Source organism: Actinomycetospora aeridis (genome assembly GCF_037400275.1).
Classification (GTDB): Bacteria; Actinomycetota; Actinomycetes; order Mycobacteriales; family Pseudonocardiaceae; genus Actinomycetospora; species Actinomycetospora aeridis.
Genome location: NZ_JBBEGL010000002.1, coordinates 13,065 through 31,518, shown reverse-complemented (window position 1 = coordinate 31,518; position 18,454 = coordinate 13,065). Strand labels below are relative to the sequence as shown.

The window sequence follows — 18,454 nt, the reverse complement described above, 5'->3', positions numbered from 1 at the left end:
GGGTCCCCACCGCCGGTCGGCGGGTCCGCTCCACCGACCCGGCGACGATCTCCGACGACTCTGGCTCCTGCCAGCGAGAACCGCCGCCCGACCGGGCGGCACACCCCCAGGAGCCCGCCGTGAACGCCTCGACCGCCACCCGCCGGGCCGCCGACCTCGAGATCGTCATCCCCGCGTACAACGAGGCCGAGCGGCTCCCCCGCACCCTCGAGGCGACCGCCGCCTTCCTCGCGCGGCAGCCCTGGGACGTGCGGATCGTCGTCGTCGACAACGGCAGCGTGGACGACACGGCCGAGGTCGCCCGCCGGGTGGCCGCGCGCTGGGCCGACGTCGTCGAGATCGACGTCATCGGGTGCTCGACCAAGGGCAAGGGCGCCGCCGTCGCCCGCGGCCTGTCGACCAGCACGTCGCGCTTCGTGGGGTTCATGGACGCCGATCTGAGCACGCCGGTCGAGACGCTGACCGCCGCGATGTACCACCTCCAGACCGGGGCCGGCGCCGTCATCGCCTCCCGCCATGCGCCCGGCGCGGCGTTCGCCGAGCCGCAGCCGCTGGGCCGCCGGGTCGGCGGCGCCGCCTTCCGCGCGCTGAGCCGCTCGCTGGTCCCCGGGGTGCGCGACTCCCAGTGCGGGTTCAAGTTCTTCTCCCGCGAGCTGGTCGCCCGGGCGCTCGAGGAGTGCCGGGTCACCAACTTCGCCTTCGACGTCGAGCTCCTCCGCCGCGTGCGCCAGGCCGGCGGCGACATCGTCGAGGTCCCCGTGACCTGGACCGACGACGCCCGCTCGACCTTCCACCCGGTCCGTGACGGCATCCCGAGCTTCCTCGCCGTCCTGCAGCTGCACGCCGCCTGAGCCGGTCGGGGCCATCCGTAGGGCAAACCCCACCACCCCGGCGGGTCCACACCATTCGATCACCGGGCCGCGCCGACCAGAGTCGTCACCAGCACCAGGAGCCGCCCGAGGAGCACACCATGAGCGCCACGCAGATCATCGACCTCGCCGCCGAGCGTCGCGCCCGTCGCGAGTCCTCCGTCCGGCACGACCACCAGATCGCCCGCCTCGCCGGCCGCCACGTGCTGGTGCTCAACTGGCGCGACGTCCGCCACCCGCAGGCCGGCGGCGCCGAGCAGTACATGCACGAGATCGCGCGCCGCTGGGTGGCCGCGGGCGTCCGGGTCACCTGGTACGCCGCCCGCCCCGAAGGGCTGTCCCGTCGCGAGGTCGTCGACGGCATCGAGATCGTCCGCTGCGGCGGCGAGCTCACCCTCTACCCGCGGGTGCTCGCCCGCCTGGCCCGCACCCGCGGCCGCTTCGACGCGATCGTCGACTGCCAGAACGGCATCCCCTTCTTCTCGCCGCTGGTCGCGGGCGACCTGCCCGTCCTGCAGGTCCTGCACCACGTCCACCAGGACCAGTTCGCCACCCGCTTCCCGGCCCCGATCGCCGCCGTCGGCCGCTTCCTCGAGGGCCGCGCCGCCCGCCGCGTCTACGGCGAGCGCACCGTCGCCGCGGTCTCCCCGTCGACGCGCCGCGAGCTGCGCCGCCGGCTCGGCTTCCGCGGCCCGGTCGCGATCGTCCCCAACGGCAGCGCGCCCCTGCCGGCCCCGCGCACCCACCGCGCCGCGGCCCCCACCGTCGCCGTCGTCAGCCGCCTGGTGCCCCACAAGCGCGTCGACGTGCTGCTGGGCCAGCTCGCCGAGGTCGCTCGCGCCGTCCCCGGCCTGCAGGTCGACATCGTCGGCGACGGCCCGGAGCGCCCCCGCCTCGAGGCCCTCGTCGCCGAGCTCGGCCTGACCGGCACGGTCACCCTGCACGGCTACGTGTCCGACGAGGTCCGCGACGCGATCATCGGCCGCGCCTGGGTCACCACCTCCACCAGCGACGCCGAGGGCTGGGGCTGCACCGTCATCGAGGCCGCCGCGTCCGGCGTGCCCTGCGTCGCCGTCGACGTCCCCGGCATCCGCGACTCGGTCGTCGACGGCCACACCGGCCGCCTCGTCGCGGACGTCACCGCCATGGGCGCGGGGATCACCGAGGTGCTCCGCGAGCTCGCCGACGACGCCCGCGCCGCGGCGTGGGAGACGGCCTGCCGCGAGTGGGCCGGTGCCTTCACCTGGGAGCGCAGCGCCGACCTGCTCGCCGGGGCGCTACTGGCCGACGCTCGCCCCGCCCGCTCCGACCTCGCCACCGTCGCGCGCTTCCGCCGTCCCGCGGGCCTCGACGCCCGCGCCCTCGCCGACGCGCTGCGCAGCACCGACCAGGTCCACGTCGAGGGCGACGAGGTCGCGGTCCTGCTCACCGGGTGCGACGAGACGGACGCCGCCGCCGTAATCGCCCGGTTCGGCGTCACGGGGGCGGAGCTCCGCCTCGCCGAGAAGCGCGACCTGCTCGCCGGCCCCACCGTGGGCCGCGCCACGACCGCGGTGGTCGGGGCGTGAGCAGCGGGACTGTCCGTGACCGTGGATCAGCCCTTAGAGTGACGACGAACACCACCCAGGCGGATCCGTCACGGTCCGTGCTGCCACGGCGAGGGGAGGCGGAGGCGTTGCGGATCCTCCACCTCGCCTTCGAGCACCCCCGGATGCCGGGCGCGGGCGGCGGGTCGCGGCGCACCCACGAGATCGACCGGCGGATCGCGGCGGCCGGCCACGAGGTCACCGTCCTCACGACCCGCTATCCGGGCGCGGTCGAGGACGTCGTCGACGGCGTGCGCTACGTCCCGGTCGGGCCGGGCACCGGAGGCAACCGATTGAGCCGCCTCGCGGGCTACGTCCTCGGCCTGCCCGCCGCCGTGCGACGCCACCGCGCCGGCGTCGACGTGGTCGTCGAGGACTTCTTCGCGCCGTTCTCCACCATGGCCGCCCCCCGCTGGACGGGGCGGCCGACGGTCGGCGTCGTGCAGTGGCTGCACGCCCGGGACAAGGCGCGCCAGTACAAGCTGCCGCTGCACCTCGTGGAGCGCGCCGGCGTCCGGCGCCACCACCGCCTCGTCGCGGTGTCCGAGGGCACGGCCGAGAAGCTGCGGGGGCTGAACCCCGACGCCCGGGTCGACGTCGTCGGCAACGGCGTCGACCGCGCCCTGCTCGAGGCGCCGACCACGGTCGGCCGCGATGTGGTGTTCGTCGGGCGCCTCGAGCTCGAGGGCAAGGGTCTGGACCTGCTGCTGCGCGCGTGGCAGCGGGTCGGCGCGCAGGTCGGCGGCGAGCTCCTCATCGCCGGCGGCGGTCCCGAGGAGGCCCGCGTGCGCCGCTTCGCCGACGAGCTCGGCGTGACCGGGGTGCGCTTCCTGGGCTGGTGCGACGGCCCGGAGAAGACGGCCCTGCTCGCGGGCGCGCGCCTCGTCGTCGTCCCGTCCCGGCACGAGACCTTCGGGATGGTGGCGGTCGAGGCACTCGCCACCGCCACCCCGGTGATCGCGTTCGACATCCCGTGCCTGCGGGAGGTGGTCCCGCCCGGGGTCGGGTGGACGGTGCCGCCGTTCGACGTCGACGCCCTCGCCGCGCGCCTGCTCGACGCCGCGGGGGACGCCGGGCGACTGGCGGCGATGGGCGCCCGGGGCCGGGAGTTCGCCCGCGCCTACGACTGGGACGCGCTCGCGCAGGCCCAGCTCGCCGTGTTCCGGGAGGTCGCCTCCGGTGTGCCCGAGGTGACCGACCGGATCCCCGCCCCCCGGGCAGATGTAGGGACTGCCCCCCTGGCCGGGGGGTCGGCTCCCTCCTCCGCCGATCTCTCCGGGACGACGCTGGTCCCACCAGCGAACGGGGAGGGCGAACCACGATGCGAACGCTCCGAGGACACCAGTCCGCAGCCACCGGCACCGCCGTCCTGATGATCGGGATCGTGCTGACGGCGCCACTGAACTACGGCTTCGGACTCGCGCTCGCGTGGCTGCTGCCCACCACCGAGTTCGGTGTCGTCAGCGTGCTGCTGACCGTGCTGCTCCTGGCCACCTCGGTGCTCGCCGCCGGCTTCCCGTGGGCGCTGGCCCGCACCGTGGCCCGCGCCGACGAGCACAGCGAGGGGGCCGCGGAGGCCTTCCGCGGCGCGCTCGTCGGCAACGTCGCGATGGGCACCGCCCTCGCCGGCGGCTTCGCCGCGGTCCAGCTGACGACGGGCGCGATCCTGCCCGGCGTCGGGCCCGGCCTGACGCTGCTGGTCGCCGCGACGATCGTGGTGCTCGCGCTCGGCCAGGTCCTCGTCGGCGGACTGCAGGGCGCCCAGCGGTTCACCGCGGTCGGCGCCGCCCGCGTGGTCGAGGTGATCGTCAAGGTCGCGCTCGGGGTCGGCGTCGTGGCCCTGCTCGGCGCCGGCGCCGTGGGGGTCGGCTGGGCCCTGCTGCTCGGCGCCGCCGGTGCCGCCTGCTGGGCCTGGTGGACGCTGCGCGACCGCCTCCCGAGCCTGCGCGGCGCGATCGCCGGCTGGCGCTCCTTCGCCGCCGCCGCCCCCATGGCCGCGGGCACCACCGGCTTCGGGCTCATCGGCACCCTCGACGTGCTGCTGCTCGGCGCGATCGGCCACGGGCACGGCGTCACCTTCGCCGCCGTCGGCGTCTACCAGGTGGCCGCGATCCTGGCCAAGGCGCCGTTCCTCGCCGGCAGTGCGCTCTCCGAGGCCGTCTTCCCCTTCATCGCCCGCTCCCGCGGTGCCGCCGAGGCACACGGCTGGTTCGTCACCGCGTTCCGCTGGGTCCCGCTGGCGCTGACCCCCGTGGTGCTCGTGCTCGTCGTGACCCCCGAGACCCTCGTCGGCCGCCTCTTCCCCGCCGAGTACGCCGCCGCGGTCGGCCCGACGCGCGTCGTCGCGATCGGTGCGCTCGGCCTCATCGTCGGCGACATGCTGCTCAAGGCCCTGTTCGCCCGCGGCTTCGCCGGGTCCGCCGCCGCACGCATCCCGCTCGCCGCGGTCGCCGAGATCGTGACGATGGTGCTGCTCGTGCCGGGCCACGGCGCGATGGGCGCGGCGGCCGGGTTCGCCGTCGGCGCCTGGGTCGGCGTGCTCGCCCTCGCGTCGGTGTACGTCCGCCACCACCGCCTCGGCCGCGTCCCCGCCCGCGTCGTCACCGCCTGGACCGCCGCGATCGCGGTGCTCGGCGCCCTCCTCACGGCCGCCGCACTCGCCGGCGCCGTCCTCGACCTGCCCCTGATCCTGCTGGGCCTGACCGGCTACGTCGTGCTCGCCGTCCGCGGGGGCGCCGTGCCCGCCGCGGACGTCGCCCGCGTCCGCGACCTGCTCGCCCGCGTCACCCGCCGTGCTCCCGCCGAGGAGGCCACCGCATGACCACCGGCATGACCGTCACCAGCCCCGCACCCCGCGAGGAGTGGCGCCGCCTCCTGGCCGCCGACCCGCAGGCCGTCGCCACCCAGACCCCCGAGTGGCTCGACGTCCTGTGCGCCCGCGCCGGGCGGACCGACGCGAGCCGGCTCTACGAGCTCCCGGGCGGTCGCCGGGGCGTTCTGCCGCTGGTCGCGAGGACCGTCGCCGGGATGCGGGTGGCCGAGGAGTCGTTCCCGTACGGCTGGGGCTACGGCGGCCTGATCGCCGAGGGCGGGGTCACCGCGGACGACTGCCGCGTCGTGCTCGACGACCTCGCCCGCCGCCCGGTGGTCCGGACCTCGGTGGTGCCGACGTCGCTGTCCGGGCAGGCCTGGGCGGACGCCGCGCCGTACGGGGCGATCCGCGTGCCCTACACCGCCCAGGTCGTCGACCTCTCGCCCGGCTACGACCACCTGTGGGAGAAGGTCTTCAAGCGCCAGGTCCGCAACTCCGTCCGCAAGGCCGAACGCTTCTCACTCGACGTGCGGCGCGAGCGCGGGGACGACCCCGACGGCGTCGGCGTGCGCGCGTTCGCCGAGCTCTACGGCCAGCAGGTGCAGCGCTGGGCCGCCCAGCGCGGGCAGCCGCTGTGGCTCGCGCACCGCGTCGCCGCCGCCCAGGACCGCCCCGGCCAGGTCGCGGCCGTCGCGGCCGGCCTGGGGGAGCGGTGCATCGTGTGGTCGGCGTTCCACGAGGGCCGGCCGGTGGCGGTCAACGTCGTCCTCCAGCACGGGCGGCACGCGCTGGGCTGGCTCTCGGCGATGGACGACGCCCTGTCCCGCGAGACGCTCGCGACCTACGTCCTGCACACCCGCTCGTTCGCCGACGCCGCGGCCGAGGGCGTGCAGTGGTTCCACATGGGTGAGTCCGACCCCGGCTCGGCACCGGAGCGGTACAAGGCCTACTTCGGCGCCGCGTCGGTGCCCTACGAGGCGCTGCGCTTCGAGCGGCTCCCGCTCACCCGCGCCGACAAGGGCCTGCGTCACGTCGTGGCCGAGGCGTCGGCGTGGCGGGCGCGCCGGAAGGACCGTCAGGCCGGGTAGAGCGACGCCATCGTGCGCGCGGTCTCGGCCATCTGCTCGCGCAGCGCCGGCGGGCCGAGCACCTCGACCTCCGCGCCGAGCGCCAGGAGCTCGGAGCGGGCGTGCGCGAGCGACTCGATCGGGATGACCGCCCGGACCCAGCCGTCCTCGTCGGCCGGCCAGCTGCCCTCGGCGAGCGCGCGGGCGGTGTGCGGCCGCAGGAGCACCGGGGCGAGCTCGAGCGCGCGCGGGGAGAACCGGACGTCGGCCTCGGCCTGGTACAGCGCGTCGGTGAGCTCCTGGGTGCGCTGGTGCCAGTACTTCCAGAGGTCGAAGCCCTCGGGGCGGTCGAAGCGCACGTCGAGGGTCTCGAGGTCGAGGATGCGGGCGATGCGGTAGGTGCGCGGCTCGGCCGCGCTGTCGCCGTTCGGCACGGCGACCAGGTACCAGGTGCCCGCCTTGAGGACGAGCCCGAGCGGCTCGAGCTCGCGCTCCACCTCCGGCTCGCGCCCGCCGGTGGCCCAGCGCCGGTAGCGCACGCGCAGGACGCGCTGGTTCCACACGGCGTCGGCGACCCCCGTCAGCGTCGGGACATGGTCGGCCTCGCGGAACCAGCCGGGGGCGTCGAGGTGGAAGCGCTCGGCGATCCGGCCGGCCCGGTCCGAGAGCTCGGTGGGCAGCGCCGCCTGGACCTTGAGCTGCGCGGCCGCGAGCACCCGGCCGAGCCCGAGCTCCGCGGCGGCGTCGGGCATCCCCGAGAGCGCGAGGGCGTCCGCCTCCTCGGCGGTCATGCCCGTGAGGTGCGTGCGGTAGCCCTCGAGCAGCGAGTAGCCGCCGTCCGGGCCGCGGTCGGCGTAGACGGGCACGCCGGACGCCGAGAGCGCGTCCATGTCGCGGTAGATCGTGCGGATCGACACCTCGAGCTCGTCGGCGAGCTCGCGCGCGGTCAACCGGCCGCGGTTCTGCAGCAGGAGGAGCACGGAGAGCAGGCGGCTGGCGCGCACACGTCAGTGGTACCCCATGCCTGACAGGTCCTGTCAGGCACGTCCCCCGTCCGGGCTCACGGGTTCAGCCACCTGCTGCTCCGCGGGCTGTTCCTCGGGCTGGAGCTCGTCCGGGATCCCGTCCGCGTCGTCGTCGCGCAGCAGCGGATCGCCCTGCCCGGCGCGCGCGGCCTCGAGCTGCGCGGCCACGGCCACCCCCAGCAGCAGCGCCACGCCGGTCACCGTCGCCCACAGCAGCAGCGCCATGATCCCCGCGAGCGGGCCGTAGGTGTCGCTGAAGTCGCCGGAGACCGCGACGTAGAGGGCCACGCAGCCGGACGCCGCGAGCCAGAGGACCACGGTGAGCCCGGCGCCGAGCGCGAGCCACGACAGGCCGGGCTGGTGCCGGCGCGGCGAGAACCGGAAGAGCACGGTCACGGCGAGGACGAGCGCGGCGAGCCCGACGGGCCAGCGCAGCACGTCGAAGATCGTCTCGGCGACGTCGCCCCAGCGGTAGACGTCCTCGACGGCGTCGCCGAGGGGGCCGCCGGCGATGATCAGCACCAGACCGACGCCGAGCGACGTGCCCGCCGTCAGCGTGAGGAGGGCCGCGCGGGAGTACTTGCGCAGGAACGGACGGTCGCGCTCGGTGCCGTAGATGCGGTTGGTGCCGCGCTCGAGCTGGGCGATGGCGCTCGTCATCGCCAGGAACGCGGTGGTCAGCCCGAGGGCGACGGCGAGCTCGCCGACGTTCTCGCTGCGGGAGTCCTCGGGTTCGGCCCCCTCGCCGTCCTCCTCGGGCAGCTCCGCGGGGCCGCGGGCGACGACGTCGGCGAGGAGCTGGTCGCCCGCGCCCGGGGAGACCGCGACGACCGTGCGCGCGACGACCTGCGCGACCGACTCCGCGCCCACCGCCGTCGCGAGCCCGCTGCCCGCGATGACGAGCGGGACGATCGCGAGCGCGAGCTGCAGCGCGAACCCCCGGGCGTGGCTGAACCCGTCGCCGTAGCGGAAGCGCGCCAGGGCGTGCCGCAGCAGGCTGACCAGCCCGACCCGGCGCGCCGTGTGCCAGGCGTCGTCGGCCGACAGCGCCTCGCCGTCCATGTCCGTGGTGACGGGCACCGCGCGCACCGAGCTCACGGAGCCATCATTGCCCAGGATCCTGACCGAAGATGTCAGCGTCGGTGCGAGAAGCTGTCGCCCATGGTCGAGACGCTGACCCGCGAGCAGGTCATGGCCCACCGCATCGCCGCGCAGGGCCTGCACCGCGATCGCGCCCTGGACCCCCTGTCCTCCCTGGGCCTGCAGGACTCCGGGCCGACGGCCCGGCTCGCGCTCGCGGCGCGCACCGACGGCGAGGTCGATCCGGTCGCCCGCGGGCTCGTCGACGGCTGGACCCACCGCGGTGCGCCGCACCACCACCCGCCCGCCGAGCGCAACGAGATCGCCGTCGCGGCCCGGCCCTTCGACGACGCCGACGCCGGCGCCCGCCTCAACTGGAGCGGGCCGGAGCAGCGGCGCGTCGGCATCCCCGCCCGCGAGGCCGTCGACCGCGCGGCCGACGCGCTCGTCGAGGTCGTCACCGAGCCGATGACCAAGGGCGCGGCGAGCGGCGGCGTCACGAAGCTGTTGCCGGACGCCCTGCTGCGCGACTGCCGTCCCTGCGGGTGCGTCCACGTCAACGAGCAGCTCTTCCGGCTCTCGGCGTTCCCGGTCGGTGTCGGGCTCGACCCGACGCAGAAGACGCTGCTGCTCACGCCCCCGCCGGCGGACTGGGAGCGCCCGGTCGAGGGCGACCCGGCGCGCGCGGCCCGCCTGGTGCTCGACTACCTGCGGGTGCTCGGCCCGGCCGGTCCGCGCGAGGTGGCCGACTTCGTCGGGACCTCTCCCACGGCCTTCGCGCCGGCGTGGGAGCAGGCGCTGCCCGGCCTGGTCGAGGTCTCGGTCGAGGGCCGCCGGGCGTGGCTGCCCGCCGGCGACCTCGACGCCGCCCTGGGCGCTCCCGACCCCGACGTCGTGCGCCTCCTGCCGCCGCTGGACCCGATGCTCCAGGCCCGCGACCGGCCGCTGCTCGTGCCCGACGAGGCGTTGCGCAAGGACCTGTACAAGATCATCGGCAACCCGGGCGCCCTGCTGGTCGACGGCGAGATCGTCGGCACCTGGCGGCCCCGGGCGTCGGGGAAGAAGCTGACGCTCGAGCTCGCGCCGCTGCTGCCGCTCGCCCCGGACGCGCGGTCACGCCTCGACGACGAGGCCGAGCGCGTCGCCGCCGCCCGCGACCTGAAGCTGGCGGGTCTCACGGGACAGGCGGGCGTGTAGCCGGCCTGTTGGTGCAGCGAACGGGTATCTCGCTGCCTCTAGGCGTCGGAAGTCCCCGTTGATCACCGCAAACGGAGCCCTGGTGATCAGTCGCCGAGGGCCGCGTCGATCGCTTCCAGCGTCGCCCGCGCCCCCGACGCGAGCCCGACGCCCCGGCCGTGGCGGATCTCCGGCTCGCGCACGTTGATCCGGACGAGCGCCCCGGACGCCGCCGCGGCGAGCTCGGCGTGACGGCGGACGGTCGGCACCGCCGTCCCGGCGCCGAGCTCCACGACGACGAGCCGGCGGGCGTCCTGGTCGCGCAGCCAGGCCCGGTGCTCGGCCATCTTCTCGCCGTGGCGGCCGGGCACCCAGGAGGCGTCGCCGAACATCAGGATGTTGGGGCGCGCCACCCGCCCGCAGCGCGGGCACGACGGCAGCGGCGGGCGGGCGCGCATCGTGTCCTCGTCGACGAGGACGTCGACGCCGTCGGCCGGCCAGGTCCCGTCGTGGCACGGCCCGGTGCACTGCAGGGTGCCGATCGCGCCGTGGCACTCGGTGACGTGCTCGTCGGCGAAGCCCGCGACCTGGAACGCGCCGTCGACGTTGGACGTGAACACCCGCGCCGGCCACCGCTCGGCCCACCGGCGCAGCACGGCGTACCCCGCGTGGGGCTCGGTGCGGCGGTAGAGCCCCAGCCGGTGACCGTAGAAGCCCCATGCGAGCTCGGGATCGTCGTCGAAGTGCTCGGGGTCGGCGATCTCCTCGAACCGCAGCCCGAGACGCCGGTACGGCGGGTAGGCGCGCCAGAAGCCCTCGGGCCCCCGGAAGTCGGGCAGCCCCGAGTCGACGCCCATCCCCGCACCGGCGCAGATCAGGAGCGCCGACGCGCCGCCGAGGACCTCGGCCGCCGCGGCGACGCGGTCGGGGTCGGGGTCGGGGTCGGGGTCGAGTGAGGTCAGGAGTCGGAGCCCTCGACGCGCAGCACGACCTCGAACTCCAGCAGGTCGGCCCCGGAGGAGACGGGCTGCTTGCGCTCGCCGGCGTGCGCGGCGGCCGCGGCGCCCCCGTCGCGCCAGGCGGCGAAGGCCTCCTCGGACTCCCACTTCGTGTAGACGAAGTAGCGGGTGTCGCCGGCGGTGGGGCGCAGCAGCTCGTAGCCCAGGAAGCCCGGCGTGTCCTTGATCGACTCGCCGCGGGCGGCGAAGCGCTTCTCGAGCTCGGGGCCGCTGCCCTCGGGGATGTGGATGGCGTTGATCTTCACGACGGCCATGGGGGTCAGCCTACGTCGCCCGCCTCGCCCGGCAGCGCGAAGCGGCCGTCCGCGAGCGGCTCGACGAGACCGTCGACGAGCAGCGAGTCGAGGCACCTCGCCCGCTGGCCGGGGTCGGTGAGCCACGCGGCCTCGAGCGCGGCCGCGGTGACCGGTCCCGGCGCGCCGCGGAGCACGTCGAGCAGGCGCCCGCGCACCTGGCGGTCGGTCCCGGCCCAGGTCTGGGCCTTGCGGACGGGCCCGTCCCACGCCGGGCGGCCGCGGTGCTGCCACGCGCAGCGGTCGAGGATCGGGCAGTCGGCGCAGCGCGGGCCGCGGGCGACGCAGACCGTCGCACCGAGCTCCATGAGCGCCGCCGACATCGTGGCGGCGTCGGTCGTCTCCCGCGGCAGCAGCACCTCGACGTCGGCGAGATCCCGGGCCGCGGCCGCGCCGGCCTCGGCGTCCCCGTGGACGGCGCGGGCCACGACGCGCCGGACGTTGGTGTCGACGACCGGCACCCGCTGCCCGTGCGCGAAGGCCGCGACCGCCCGCGCGGTGTAGGTGCCGATCCCGGGCAGTGACTCGAGGGTCTCGACGTCCGCCGGGACGACGTCGTCGTGGTCGGCCGCGATGGCCTGCGCCGCGGCGTGCAGGCGCAGCGCCCGCCGCGGGTAGCCGAGCTTGCCCCAGGCGCGCAGCACGTCCGACGCCGGCGCGGCGGCCATCGCCGACGGCCGGGGCCAGCGCTCGAGCCAGGCGCGCCACGGTTCCTCGACCCGCGCCACCGGGGTCTGCTGCAGCATGATCTCCGAGACGAGCACGCCCCAGGCCGTGGTCTCCGGCCGGCGCCAGGGGAGGTCGCGGGCGTGCGCGCGGAACCAGGGGACGAGGACGTCGGCGAGCGTGGTCGCGCCGTCGGTGGCGGCTGTCGTGGCGGACGTGGTGGTGCCCATCGACCGCCGATCCTGCCTCGCAGGCCCGCCGTCGCCACCGTCGGGTGAAACGGGCGGGTCACCGCGTGGTGAACGGTCGCGGCGAGCGAGCCCGAACCTACTTTCCGTGACGTGTGGGAGCCGGTCGGACCGCTCGCGCCGTCGGTCTACTGGCGGCGCCGTTCCGTCGCGCTCGGCGTCGCCGTCCTGCTGCTCGCCGGGTTCGTCTGGGCGCTGGCCGGCCTGTCCGCGGCTGAGCCCGATGCGGCGACGGTCGAGGCGCGCGCCCGCGCGGCGGCGATGCAGGGTCCGGCGGAGACCTCCGGGTCCGAGGGGTCCGGCCCCTCGGACGTCCCGCCGGACGTGGCCCCGGGGGGTTCCGGCAACGGCGGCGCGCCCGGCCCGATCGCGGCCGCGCTGCCCTCGGTGATCCCGCCCGGCGACGCGCCGGGGCTCGCCCCGACACCGGCCGCCGGCGGCGCGCTGCTGGTGCCGCCGGGCGGTGAGGACTTCCGGGGCTTCCTGCCGCCGGGGGTGCCGGCGGGCTCGTCCGGTCCGCTCCTCGACGCGCCCACCACACCGGCGGCGACGCCGCAGCAGCCGGCCGCCGCGGCACCGGAGACGTCCCCCTCGGAGACGCCGGCCCCGGCCGCCCGGTCGGCACCGGCTCCGGGCCCCTGCGCCGACGGGGACATCCGCGTGACCGCGCGGACCGACGCCACCAGCTACCCCGCCGGCCGCAAGCCGGCGCTGAGCCTCGTCGTGACGAACACCGGTTCCGCGCCGTGCGTGCGCGACCTGGACGCCGCCAAGCAGGCCGTCGCCGTCGTGCGCACGCCAGGCGACGGGCTCTGGGGCAGCAACGACTGCTCGCCGGGCGACACCGATGACGTCCGCACGCTCGCGCCGGGCGAGGAGGCGGTGTTCACCGTGCGCTGGTCGGGGCGGACGTCGACGCCGGGCTGCGCCGGCGAGCGGACGACCGTGCCGCCCGGCACCTACCAGCTGCTCGCCCGCCTCGACGAGATCGTCAGCGACCCGGTGTCGTTCACTCTCGCGGGCTGAAGTCGGCGTTCACGCCGTTCAGGCTGGTGCGCATCAGCGCGCCGCGGAGATCCTCGACCGGCGCGGCCGTCAGCCCTTTCGGGGTGCGCACCTCACCCGGCGGCACGATCGCCCGGCTGATGCCCAGCCTGCCGGCCTCGGCGAGGCGGCGCTCGAGCGCGACGACCCGCCGGATCTCGCCTCCGAGACCGACCTCGCCGATCGCGACGAGCCCGGACCGGACCGCCTCGTTGTGGAAGGCGGAGGCGACGGCGACGGCCACCGCGAGATCGGCGGACGGCTCGCGCAGCTTCATGCCCCCGACGGTGGCGACGAAGATGTCCCTGTCGTGCAGCGGCAGCCGGCACCGCTCCTGCAGGACCGCGAGGACCTTCGCCACGCGGCCGCTGTCGAGGTCTGACACCACGCGGCGGGGCGGGGTGTCGGCGGGACGCCTCGCGACGAGCGCCTGGACCTCGGCCATCATCGGCCGCTTGCCCTCCATCGCCACCGTGACCGCCTGCCCCGCGACCGTGCGCTCGAGCCCGGCGGTGAACAGGCCCGAGGGATCGGACACCTCGGCGATCCCGCCGTCGTTCATCTCGAAGCAGCCGACCTCGTCGGTGGCGCCGAACCGGTTCTTGAGCCCGCGCACCAGCCGCAGCGGGGAGTGCCGGTCGCCCTCGAACGACAGCACGACGTCCACGAGGTGCTCGAGCGTGCGCGGCCCGGCGACGGCGCCGTCCTTGGTGACGTGGCCGATGAGCACCACGGGCAGGTCGCGCTGCTTGGCCAGGGCGACCAGCGCGGTCGTCACCGTGCGGACCTGGGACACACCGCCCGGCGTGCCCTCGGCGGTGGCGCTGCCGACCGTCTGCACCGAGTCGACCACGAGCAGCTCGGGATCGACCGCCTCGACGTGGGCCGCGACCTCCTCGAGATCACCGGTGGTGGACAGGAACAGGTGCGGCGCGATGGCCCCGGTGCGCTCGGCACGCAGACGGACCTGGCCCGCCGACTCCTCACCGGTGACGTACAGCACGGTGGCCCCGCTGCGGGCGCGTCGGGCGGCCACCTCGAGCAGCAGTGTGGACTTGCCCACCCCCGGCTCGCCCGCGAGCAGCACGACGACGCCGGGAACGAGACCGCCGCCGAGCACCCGGTCGAGCTCGGACACGCCCGTCGGCCTGGCCGTGGCCGTCTCGAGGTCGACCGAGCCGATCTGCCGGACGGGGCTGGACGGGCGGGCCGCCGGGGTCGGGGCCACGCCGGGGCGCCCGCTCGGCCCGGCGACCGGCATGTCCGGGGCCTCCTCGACGGTGCCCCAGCCCCCGCAGTCGGGGCAGCGGCCGACCCACTTGGCGGCGTGGTGGCCGCAGGCGGTGCATTCGAAGCGGCTGGCGCGGGACCGAGGAGGCACGAGCGCAATGTAGGACCGACCCCCGACAGCGCGGGGCCGGACGCCGGGATCAGCCCTCGGCGGCGAGCCCGCCCCCGCTGACGATCACGGGGACCGTGACGGCGCCGGCGCGCTCGAAGGTGAAGGTGACCTCGTACGTCGGGCCGGGTCGCAACTGCTGCGTGGTGCCGGTCAGCACCAGGCGCATCGTGGCGCCGACGCCCAGCGCGGCGTCCGCGGGACCGACCGGGCCGGGGTCGTCGCCGACGATGCGCACGGCGTTGGCCTGCGGGATCACCGCGGCGCCCTCCTGGCGCACGTTCAGCGCGTACGGCGTCGTCACCGACACCAGGCGGTCGGTGGTGGCGCCGTCGTTGACGATCGTCCCGCGCAGCGCGACCTCGCCGCCGGACGGCGTCGTGGCCTGCGCTCCGGGCTCGAGCGAGACGTCCTCGAGGGCGACCGGGCCGGCCTGGCCGCGGGCGCCGTCGGCCTGCGAGACGATCGTGTCGGTCTGCGTCACGGCTCCGGCGCTGCAGCCCGCGAGGGCGAGAGCCGCGGTCAGCAGGGTCGCGGCGACGATCCCGGGGCGGGTCCCGCGCGGGCGGCGGCTCATGATCCGAGGGTCCTCTCGGGTCGGGGGTGGGGGTCCAGCGGCAGCGACACCCTAGTACCAGTGGGCCGCAACGGCCGTCCGGGCGCGCCCCGTACCTGGGGGAGCACGCCGCACGGCGAGTTGTCAAGTCCCTGACCTGCGAAGACGGCGCAATCCCCTGCAATGCCCGTGCGTCGGACGTGTTAATCTGGGGGAAGCGAAAGGGGCTCGGGACACATGGTTTTCAAGGTCGGCGAGACCGTCGTCTACCCGCACCACGGTGCCGCTCTCATCGAGGCCATCGAGACCAGGACGATCAAGGGCGAGGAGAAGAAGTACCTCGTCCTCAAGGTTGCCCAGGGCGACCTGACCGTCCGGGTCCCCGCGGACAACGCCGAGATCGTCGGCGTCCGCGACGTGGTGGGCCAGGAGGGTCTGGATCGGGTGTTCGAGGTGCTGCGTGCGCCGCACACCGAGGAGCCGACCAACTGGTCGCGCCGGTACAAGGCGAACCTCGAGAAGCTCGCGTCCGGCGACGTGAACAAGGTGGCCGAGGTCGTGCGCGACCTCTGGCGCCGGGAGAAGGACCGTGGCCTGTCCGCGGGTGAGAAGCGCATGTTGGCGAAGGCGCGCCAGATACTGGTCAGTGAGCTCGCGCTCGCGGAGGGCACCGACGAGGTGGCCGCCGAGTCCCTGCTCGACCAGGTCCTGGCGTCCTGACCCGCAGGATCCCGAGGCGATGTCGGCCTCGGTGACCTTGTGACCGTCGCGGCGATCGTGCCCGCGGCGGGACGGGGTGAGCGGCTCGGCCTCGGCCGGCCGAAGGCGTTGGCGGTCGTCGGCGGTCTCGCGCTGGTCGCGCGGGCCGTCGACGCACTCGTCGCCGGTGGGGTCGAGGCCGTCGTGGTCGTCGCCCCGCCGGGCGACGAGGACACCGTGCGCGCGGCGCTCGGCTCCCGCCGCGTCGTGGTCGTGCCGGGTGACGACGACCGTGTCGGCTCGGTCGCGGCGGCGCTCGACGCCCTGCCCGCGGACGCCGACGTGGTGCTCGTCCACGACGCCGCGCGGTGCCTGTGCCCGCCGGAGGTGGTGTCGGCGGTGATCGACGCGGTGCGCGCGGGTCATCCCGCGGTCGTCCCGGTGACCGCCGTCGCGGACACCCTCAAGCGCACCGGCGCGGCGGGCGAGGTCCTCGCCACCGTCGACCGCAGCGGTCTCGCCGCCGTCCAGACGCCCCAAGGGTTCGACCCGCCGACGCTGCGGGCCGCCCATCAGCGGGCGCGGGAGCGGCGCGCGGCCGGCGGGCCCGTGCTCGCCACCGACGACGCCGGGCTGGCCGAGGACCTCGGCGTCACCGTCGTGACGGTCCCGGGCGACCCGCGGGCGTTCAAGGTCACCACTGCGCTGGACCTGGCGATGGCCGAGGCGCTGGTGTCGGCAGGGCCGGCGTGAGTTCTCGGGTCGGCATCGGCACCGACGTGCACCCGGTGCGCGCCGGGGTGCCGTGCTGGGTCGCGGGGCTGCTCTGGGAGGGCGTCGACGGCTGCGCCGGGCACTCCGACGGCGACGTCGCGGCCCACGCCCTGTGCGACGCGGTGCTCTCCGCCGCCGGGCTGGGGGATCTCGGGGCGGTGTTCGGGACCGGGCGCCCGGAGTGGGCCGGGGCCTCGGGCGCCCGCCTGCTGGGCGAGGTCCGGCGGCTCGTCGGGGCCGAGGGCTGGGTGCTCGGCAACGCCGCGGTCCAGGTGATCGGCAACGCCCCGAAGATCGGCACCCGGCGCGCGGAGGCGCAGGCGGCGCTCTCCGAGGCCCTCGGCGGGCCGGTCGCGGTGTCGGGCACGACGTCCGACGGGTTGGGGCTGACCGGTCGCGGTGAGGGCCTCGCCGCCGTGGCCACCGCGCTGCTGCTCGCGGGCTGACTTCCGCGAAACCGCACCCACCGCCCGCGCGGAGTTCTTACGATCCGCGCGAGGGGAGGTGGCCGGTGCCCGAGCAGCCGTTCCGTCACAACTGGTTCGCGGAGCCCCACGTGGCGATCTGGGACGCCATGAACACCGTGGCCGGCGACAAGGAGGGTTTCGGCGACGCCGGCGCCCGCTGGCGGGGTCTCGCCGACCGGATGCTCGCGGTGACCGACGCGGTCGGCCGCGCCAACGGCACCCTGGGCGTCGCGTGGAGCGGTGACGCCGCGACCGCCGCCCAGGACCGGATCGAGCCGCTGCGCCCGTGGGTCGACCAGGCGCGCGACACGGCCACGCGCGTGCAGTCGGCGGGCGTCGACCAGGGCGGCCGCCTGTCCGAGGTGCACGGCTTCGTCACGAGCAGGCCGCGCCCCACCGAGAGCGCGATGGCGGCCGGTGTCGGCGGCTTCATCGACGGGGCGTCGTTCCTCGGCACGGTCCCGCCCGGCGTGCTGGGGCCGCTCACGGCACCGATCGCGGTGCCCCTCGGTGGCATCGACGCGGTGATGCAGTACCGGCAGCACCAGCAGGAGGAGCGCGAGGCCCAGCAGGCGATGACGAACTACCAGGACGCCAGCGGTCAGAGCCTGACCACGCTGCCGCAGTTCGCGGGGCCGCAGGGCACCGAGGTCCAGGGCCCGGGTGCCGGCGGGACGGGAGGCGGGGGCGGTTCCGGCGGCGGGGGGCCGGCGCTCGGCGGCGGTGGCGTTCCCGTCAGCGGCGTCCCGGGCGGGGGCGGTGTGGGTGGCGTTCCCGGCGGCGCCCCGGCCGGGGTGCCGGGAGGTGTCCCAGGCGGCGTTCCGGCTGGTGTCCCGGGTGCTGCCGTCCCCGGTGCTGCGGGAACGGGCGCGGGAGGCGGTGCCGGCGGGGCTCCCGGTGGGGCGGGCGGAGCCGGTGGTGCCGGGCTGCCGGGCGGGGTGCCGTCGTCGACGACGGCCACGGGGGTGCCGGGGAGCCCGGGCGGACCCGGCGCGGCGGGCGGGGTCGCTCCCGGTGGTGTCGTGCCCGGTGCGGCTGGTGTGCCGGGTGCCGGTGGCGCCGGGGGAGCGGGTGCCGGCGGCGGTGTGGTCCCGCCGGTCGGGGCGGTGCCGGGGGGTGCGGGCACCGGGTCCGGTGGCGTCGGGCGGCTGCCCCCCGGTGCGACGACCGGTGCACCCGGATCGACCGCGGTGCCGCGCGTGCCCGGCGCGACGGGGCTGCCCGGCGAGGCCGGCGCGGCCGGCCGCGGCGGCGGGGGCCTCGGGGGTGGCGGTACCGGTGCGCGGCTGCCCGGTGCCGCCGTCGGTACCGGGGAGGTCGCTGGGGGTTCCTCCGGGCGCGGCGGTGGCGGGCTCGGTGGTGGGCTCGGTGGCGGTGCCGGGGGTGGTGCCGGGGGTGGTGCCGAGGGTGCTGCCGGCGAGCTGGGGTCCGGGGCGAGGTCGGGCGTCGGTGGCGGCGCCGCCGCGGCGGAGGCCGCGGCCGCGCGCGCCGCCGGGACGGCCGCGGCGGAGGGCCGCGGCGGGGCGGTGCCGATGATCCCTCCGGCGGGCATGGGCGGCGGCCAGGGTGCCGACGGTCAGCGACGGCGCCCCGACTACCTCGCCGAGGACGACCCCGACGCGATCGCCGGTGTGCTGCCCGCGACGGCGCCGCCGGTGATCGGCGAGTGAGGGG

General features: G+C 76.4%; 18 protein-coding genes. 11 read left to right on the top strand and 7 right to left on the bottom strand.

Features of this window, described 5'->3' with window-relative positions; all coding sequences use genetic code 11:
• The first annotated feature begins 119 nt into the window (after positions 1 to 119).
• The 5 genes from WCD41_RS05415 (at position 120) to WCD41_RS05395 (ending at position 6,355) form a co-directional block, all read left to right on the top strand.
• Complete coding sequence (locus WCD41_RS05415; RefSeq protein WP_337712378.1) at positions 120 to 851, top strand: glycosyltransferase; 732 nt, start codon at positions 120 to 122, stop codon at positions 849 to 851.
• 119 nt (positions 852 to 970) lie between these two features.
• Positions 971 to 2,437 carry a glycosyltransferase gene (locus WCD41_RS05410; RefSeq protein ID WP_337712377.1) on the top strand — a complete coding sequence of 489 codons (1,467 nt, stop codon included), beginning with the start codon at positions 971 to 973 and terminating at the stop codon, positions 2,435 to 2,437.
• Positions 2,438 to 2,544: 107 nt separating this feature from the next.
• Positions 2,545 to 3,828: a glycosyltransferase family 4 protein gene (locus WCD41_RS05405; RefSeq protein ID WP_337712376.1), complete on the top strand. Its 1,284-nt coding sequence runs from the start codon at positions 2,545 to 2,547 to the stop codon at positions 3,826 to 3,828.
• Positions 3,828 to 5,276, top strand: a complete 1,449-nt coding sequence (locus WCD41_RS05400) for an oligosaccharide flippase family protein (RefSeq protein ID WP_337712375.1) — start codon at positions 3,828 to 3,830, stop codon at positions 5,274 to 5,276. The genes WCD41_RS05405 and WCD41_RS05400 overlap by 1 nt, the downstream gene beginning before the upstream one ends.
• Positions 5,273 to 6,355: a GNAT family N-acetyltransferase gene (locus WCD41_RS05395; RefSeq protein WP_337712374.1), complete on the top strand. Its 1,083-nt coding sequence runs from the start codon at positions 5,273 to 5,275 to the stop codon at positions 6,353 to 6,355. Before WCD41_RS05400 ends, WCD41_RS05395 begins: the two co-directional genes overlap by 4 nt.
• On the opposite strand, the gene WCD41_RS05390 is transcribed toward WCD41_RS05395, so the two are convergent.
• Together WCD41_RS05390 and WCD41_RS05385 are read right to left on the bottom strand one after the other, a co-directional pair.
• Positions 6,343 to 7,338 carry a helix-turn-helix transcriptional regulator gene (locus WCD41_RS05390; RefSeq protein ID WP_337712373.1) on the bottom strand — a complete coding sequence of 332 codons (996 nt, stop codon included), beginning with the start codon at positions 7,336 to 7,338 and terminating at the stop codon, positions 6,343 to 6,345. The two genes, WCD41_RS05395 and WCD41_RS05390, sit on opposite strands and share 13 nt — an antisense overlap.
• A 33-nt stretch (positions 7,339 to 7,371) precedes the next feature.
• Entirely contained in the window at positions 7,372 to 8,457 is a 1,086-nt protein-coding gene (locus WCD41_RS05385) for a YihY/virulence factor BrkB family protein (RefSeq protein ID WP_337712372.1), read from the bottom strand.
• A gap of 63 nt (positions 8,458 to 8,520) precedes the next feature.
• On the opposite strand from WCD41_RS05385, the gene WCD41_RS05380 reads away from it, so the two are divergent.
• Positions 8,521 to 9,636 carry a DNA glycosylase AlkZ-like family protein gene (locus WCD41_RS05380; RefSeq protein ID WP_337712371.1) on the top strand — a complete coding sequence of 372 codons (1,116 nt, stop codon included), beginning with the start codon at positions 8,521 to 8,523 and terminating at the stop codon, positions 9,634 to 9,636.
• Positions 9,637 to 9,722: 86 nt separating this feature from the next.
• On the opposite strand, the gene WCD41_RS05375 is transcribed toward WCD41_RS05380, so the two are convergent.
• The 3 genes from WCD41_RS05375 to WCD41_RS05365 form a co-directional block, all read right to left on the bottom strand.
• On the bottom strand, positions 9,723 to 10,472 hold the full coding sequence (locus WCD41_RS05375; protein ID WP_337712370.1) for an SIR2 family NAD-dependent protein deacylase: 750 nt from the start codon (positions 10,470 to 10,472) through the stop codon (positions 9,723 to 9,725).
• A gap of 101 nt (positions 10,473 to 10,573) precedes the next feature.
• A complete protein-coding gene (locus WCD41_RS05370; RefSeq protein ID WP_337712369.1) occupies positions 10,574 to 10,888 on the bottom strand; it encodes an antibiotic biosynthesis monooxygenase family protein in 315 nt (104 codons plus the stop codon).
• Positions 10,889 to 10,893: 5 nt separating this feature from the next.
• On the bottom strand, positions 10,894 to 11,823 hold the full coding sequence (locus WCD41_RS05365; RefSeq protein ID WP_337712368.1) for an HhH-GPD family protein: 930 nt from the start codon (positions 11,821 to 11,823) through the stop codon (positions 10,894 to 10,896).
• A gap of 111 nt (positions 11,824 to 11,934) precedes the next feature.
• On the opposite strand from WCD41_RS05365, the gene WCD41_RS05360 reads away from it, so the two are divergent.
• Entirely contained in the window at positions 11,935 to 12,867 is a 933-nt protein-coding gene (locus tag WCD41_RS05360; protein ID WP_337712367.1) for a DUF4232 domain-containing protein, read from the top strand.
• Here WCD41_RS05360 and radA read toward each other — a convergent pair.
• On the bottom strand, positions 12,851 to 14,266 hold the full coding sequence (gene radA / locus WCD41_RS05355) for a DNA repair protein RadA (protein ID WP_337712366.1): 1,416 nt from the start codon (positions 14,264 to 14,266) through the stop codon (positions 12,851 to 12,853). The two genes, WCD41_RS05360 and radA, sit on opposite strands and share 17 nt — an antisense overlap.
• Before the next feature lie 49 nt (positions 14,267 to 14,315).
• Positions 14,316 to 14,861, bottom strand: coding sequence for a copper chaperone PCu(A)C domain-containing protein (locus tag WCD41_RS05350; RefSeq protein ID WP_337712365.1), 546 nt, complete (start codon positions 14,859 to 14,861; stop codon positions 14,316 to 14,318).
• A 216-nt stretch (positions 14,862 to 15,077) separates the two neighbouring features.
• Here WCD41_RS05350 and WCD41_RS05345 point away from each other — a divergent pair, with 216 nt between their 5' ends.
• From WCD41_RS05345 to WCD41_RS05330, 4 genes are all read left to right on the top strand, one after another.
• Positions 15,078 to 15,560 carry a CarD family transcriptional regulator gene (locus tag WCD41_RS05345; protein WP_116707106.1) on the top strand — a complete coding sequence of 161 codons (483 nt, stop codon included), beginning with the start codon at positions 15,078 to 15,080 and terminating at the stop codon, positions 15,558 to 15,560.
• A 39-nt stretch (positions 15,561 to 15,599) separates the two neighbouring features.
• Complete coding sequence (gene ispD, locus WCD41_RS05340) at positions 15,600 to 16,292, top strand: 2-C-methyl-D-erythritol 4-phosphate cytidylyltransferase (protein WP_337712364.1); 693 nt, start codon at positions 15,600 to 15,602, stop codon at positions 16,290 to 16,292.
• On the top strand, positions 16,289 to 16,759 hold the full coding sequence (ispF, locus tag WCD41_RS05335; protein WP_337712363.1) for a 2-C-methyl-D-erythritol 2,4-cyclodiphosphate synthase: 471 nt from the start codon (positions 16,289 to 16,291) through the stop codon (positions 16,757 to 16,759). The genes ispD and ispF overlap by 4 nt, the downstream gene beginning before the upstream one ends.
• A 65-nt stretch (positions 16,760 to 16,824) precedes the next feature.
• Entirely contained in the window at positions 16,825 to 18,450 is a 1,626-nt protein-coding gene (locus tag WCD41_RS05330; RefSeq protein WP_337712362.1) for a hypothetical protein, read from the top strand.
• Positions 18,451 to 18,454 lie beyond the last annotated feature (4 nt).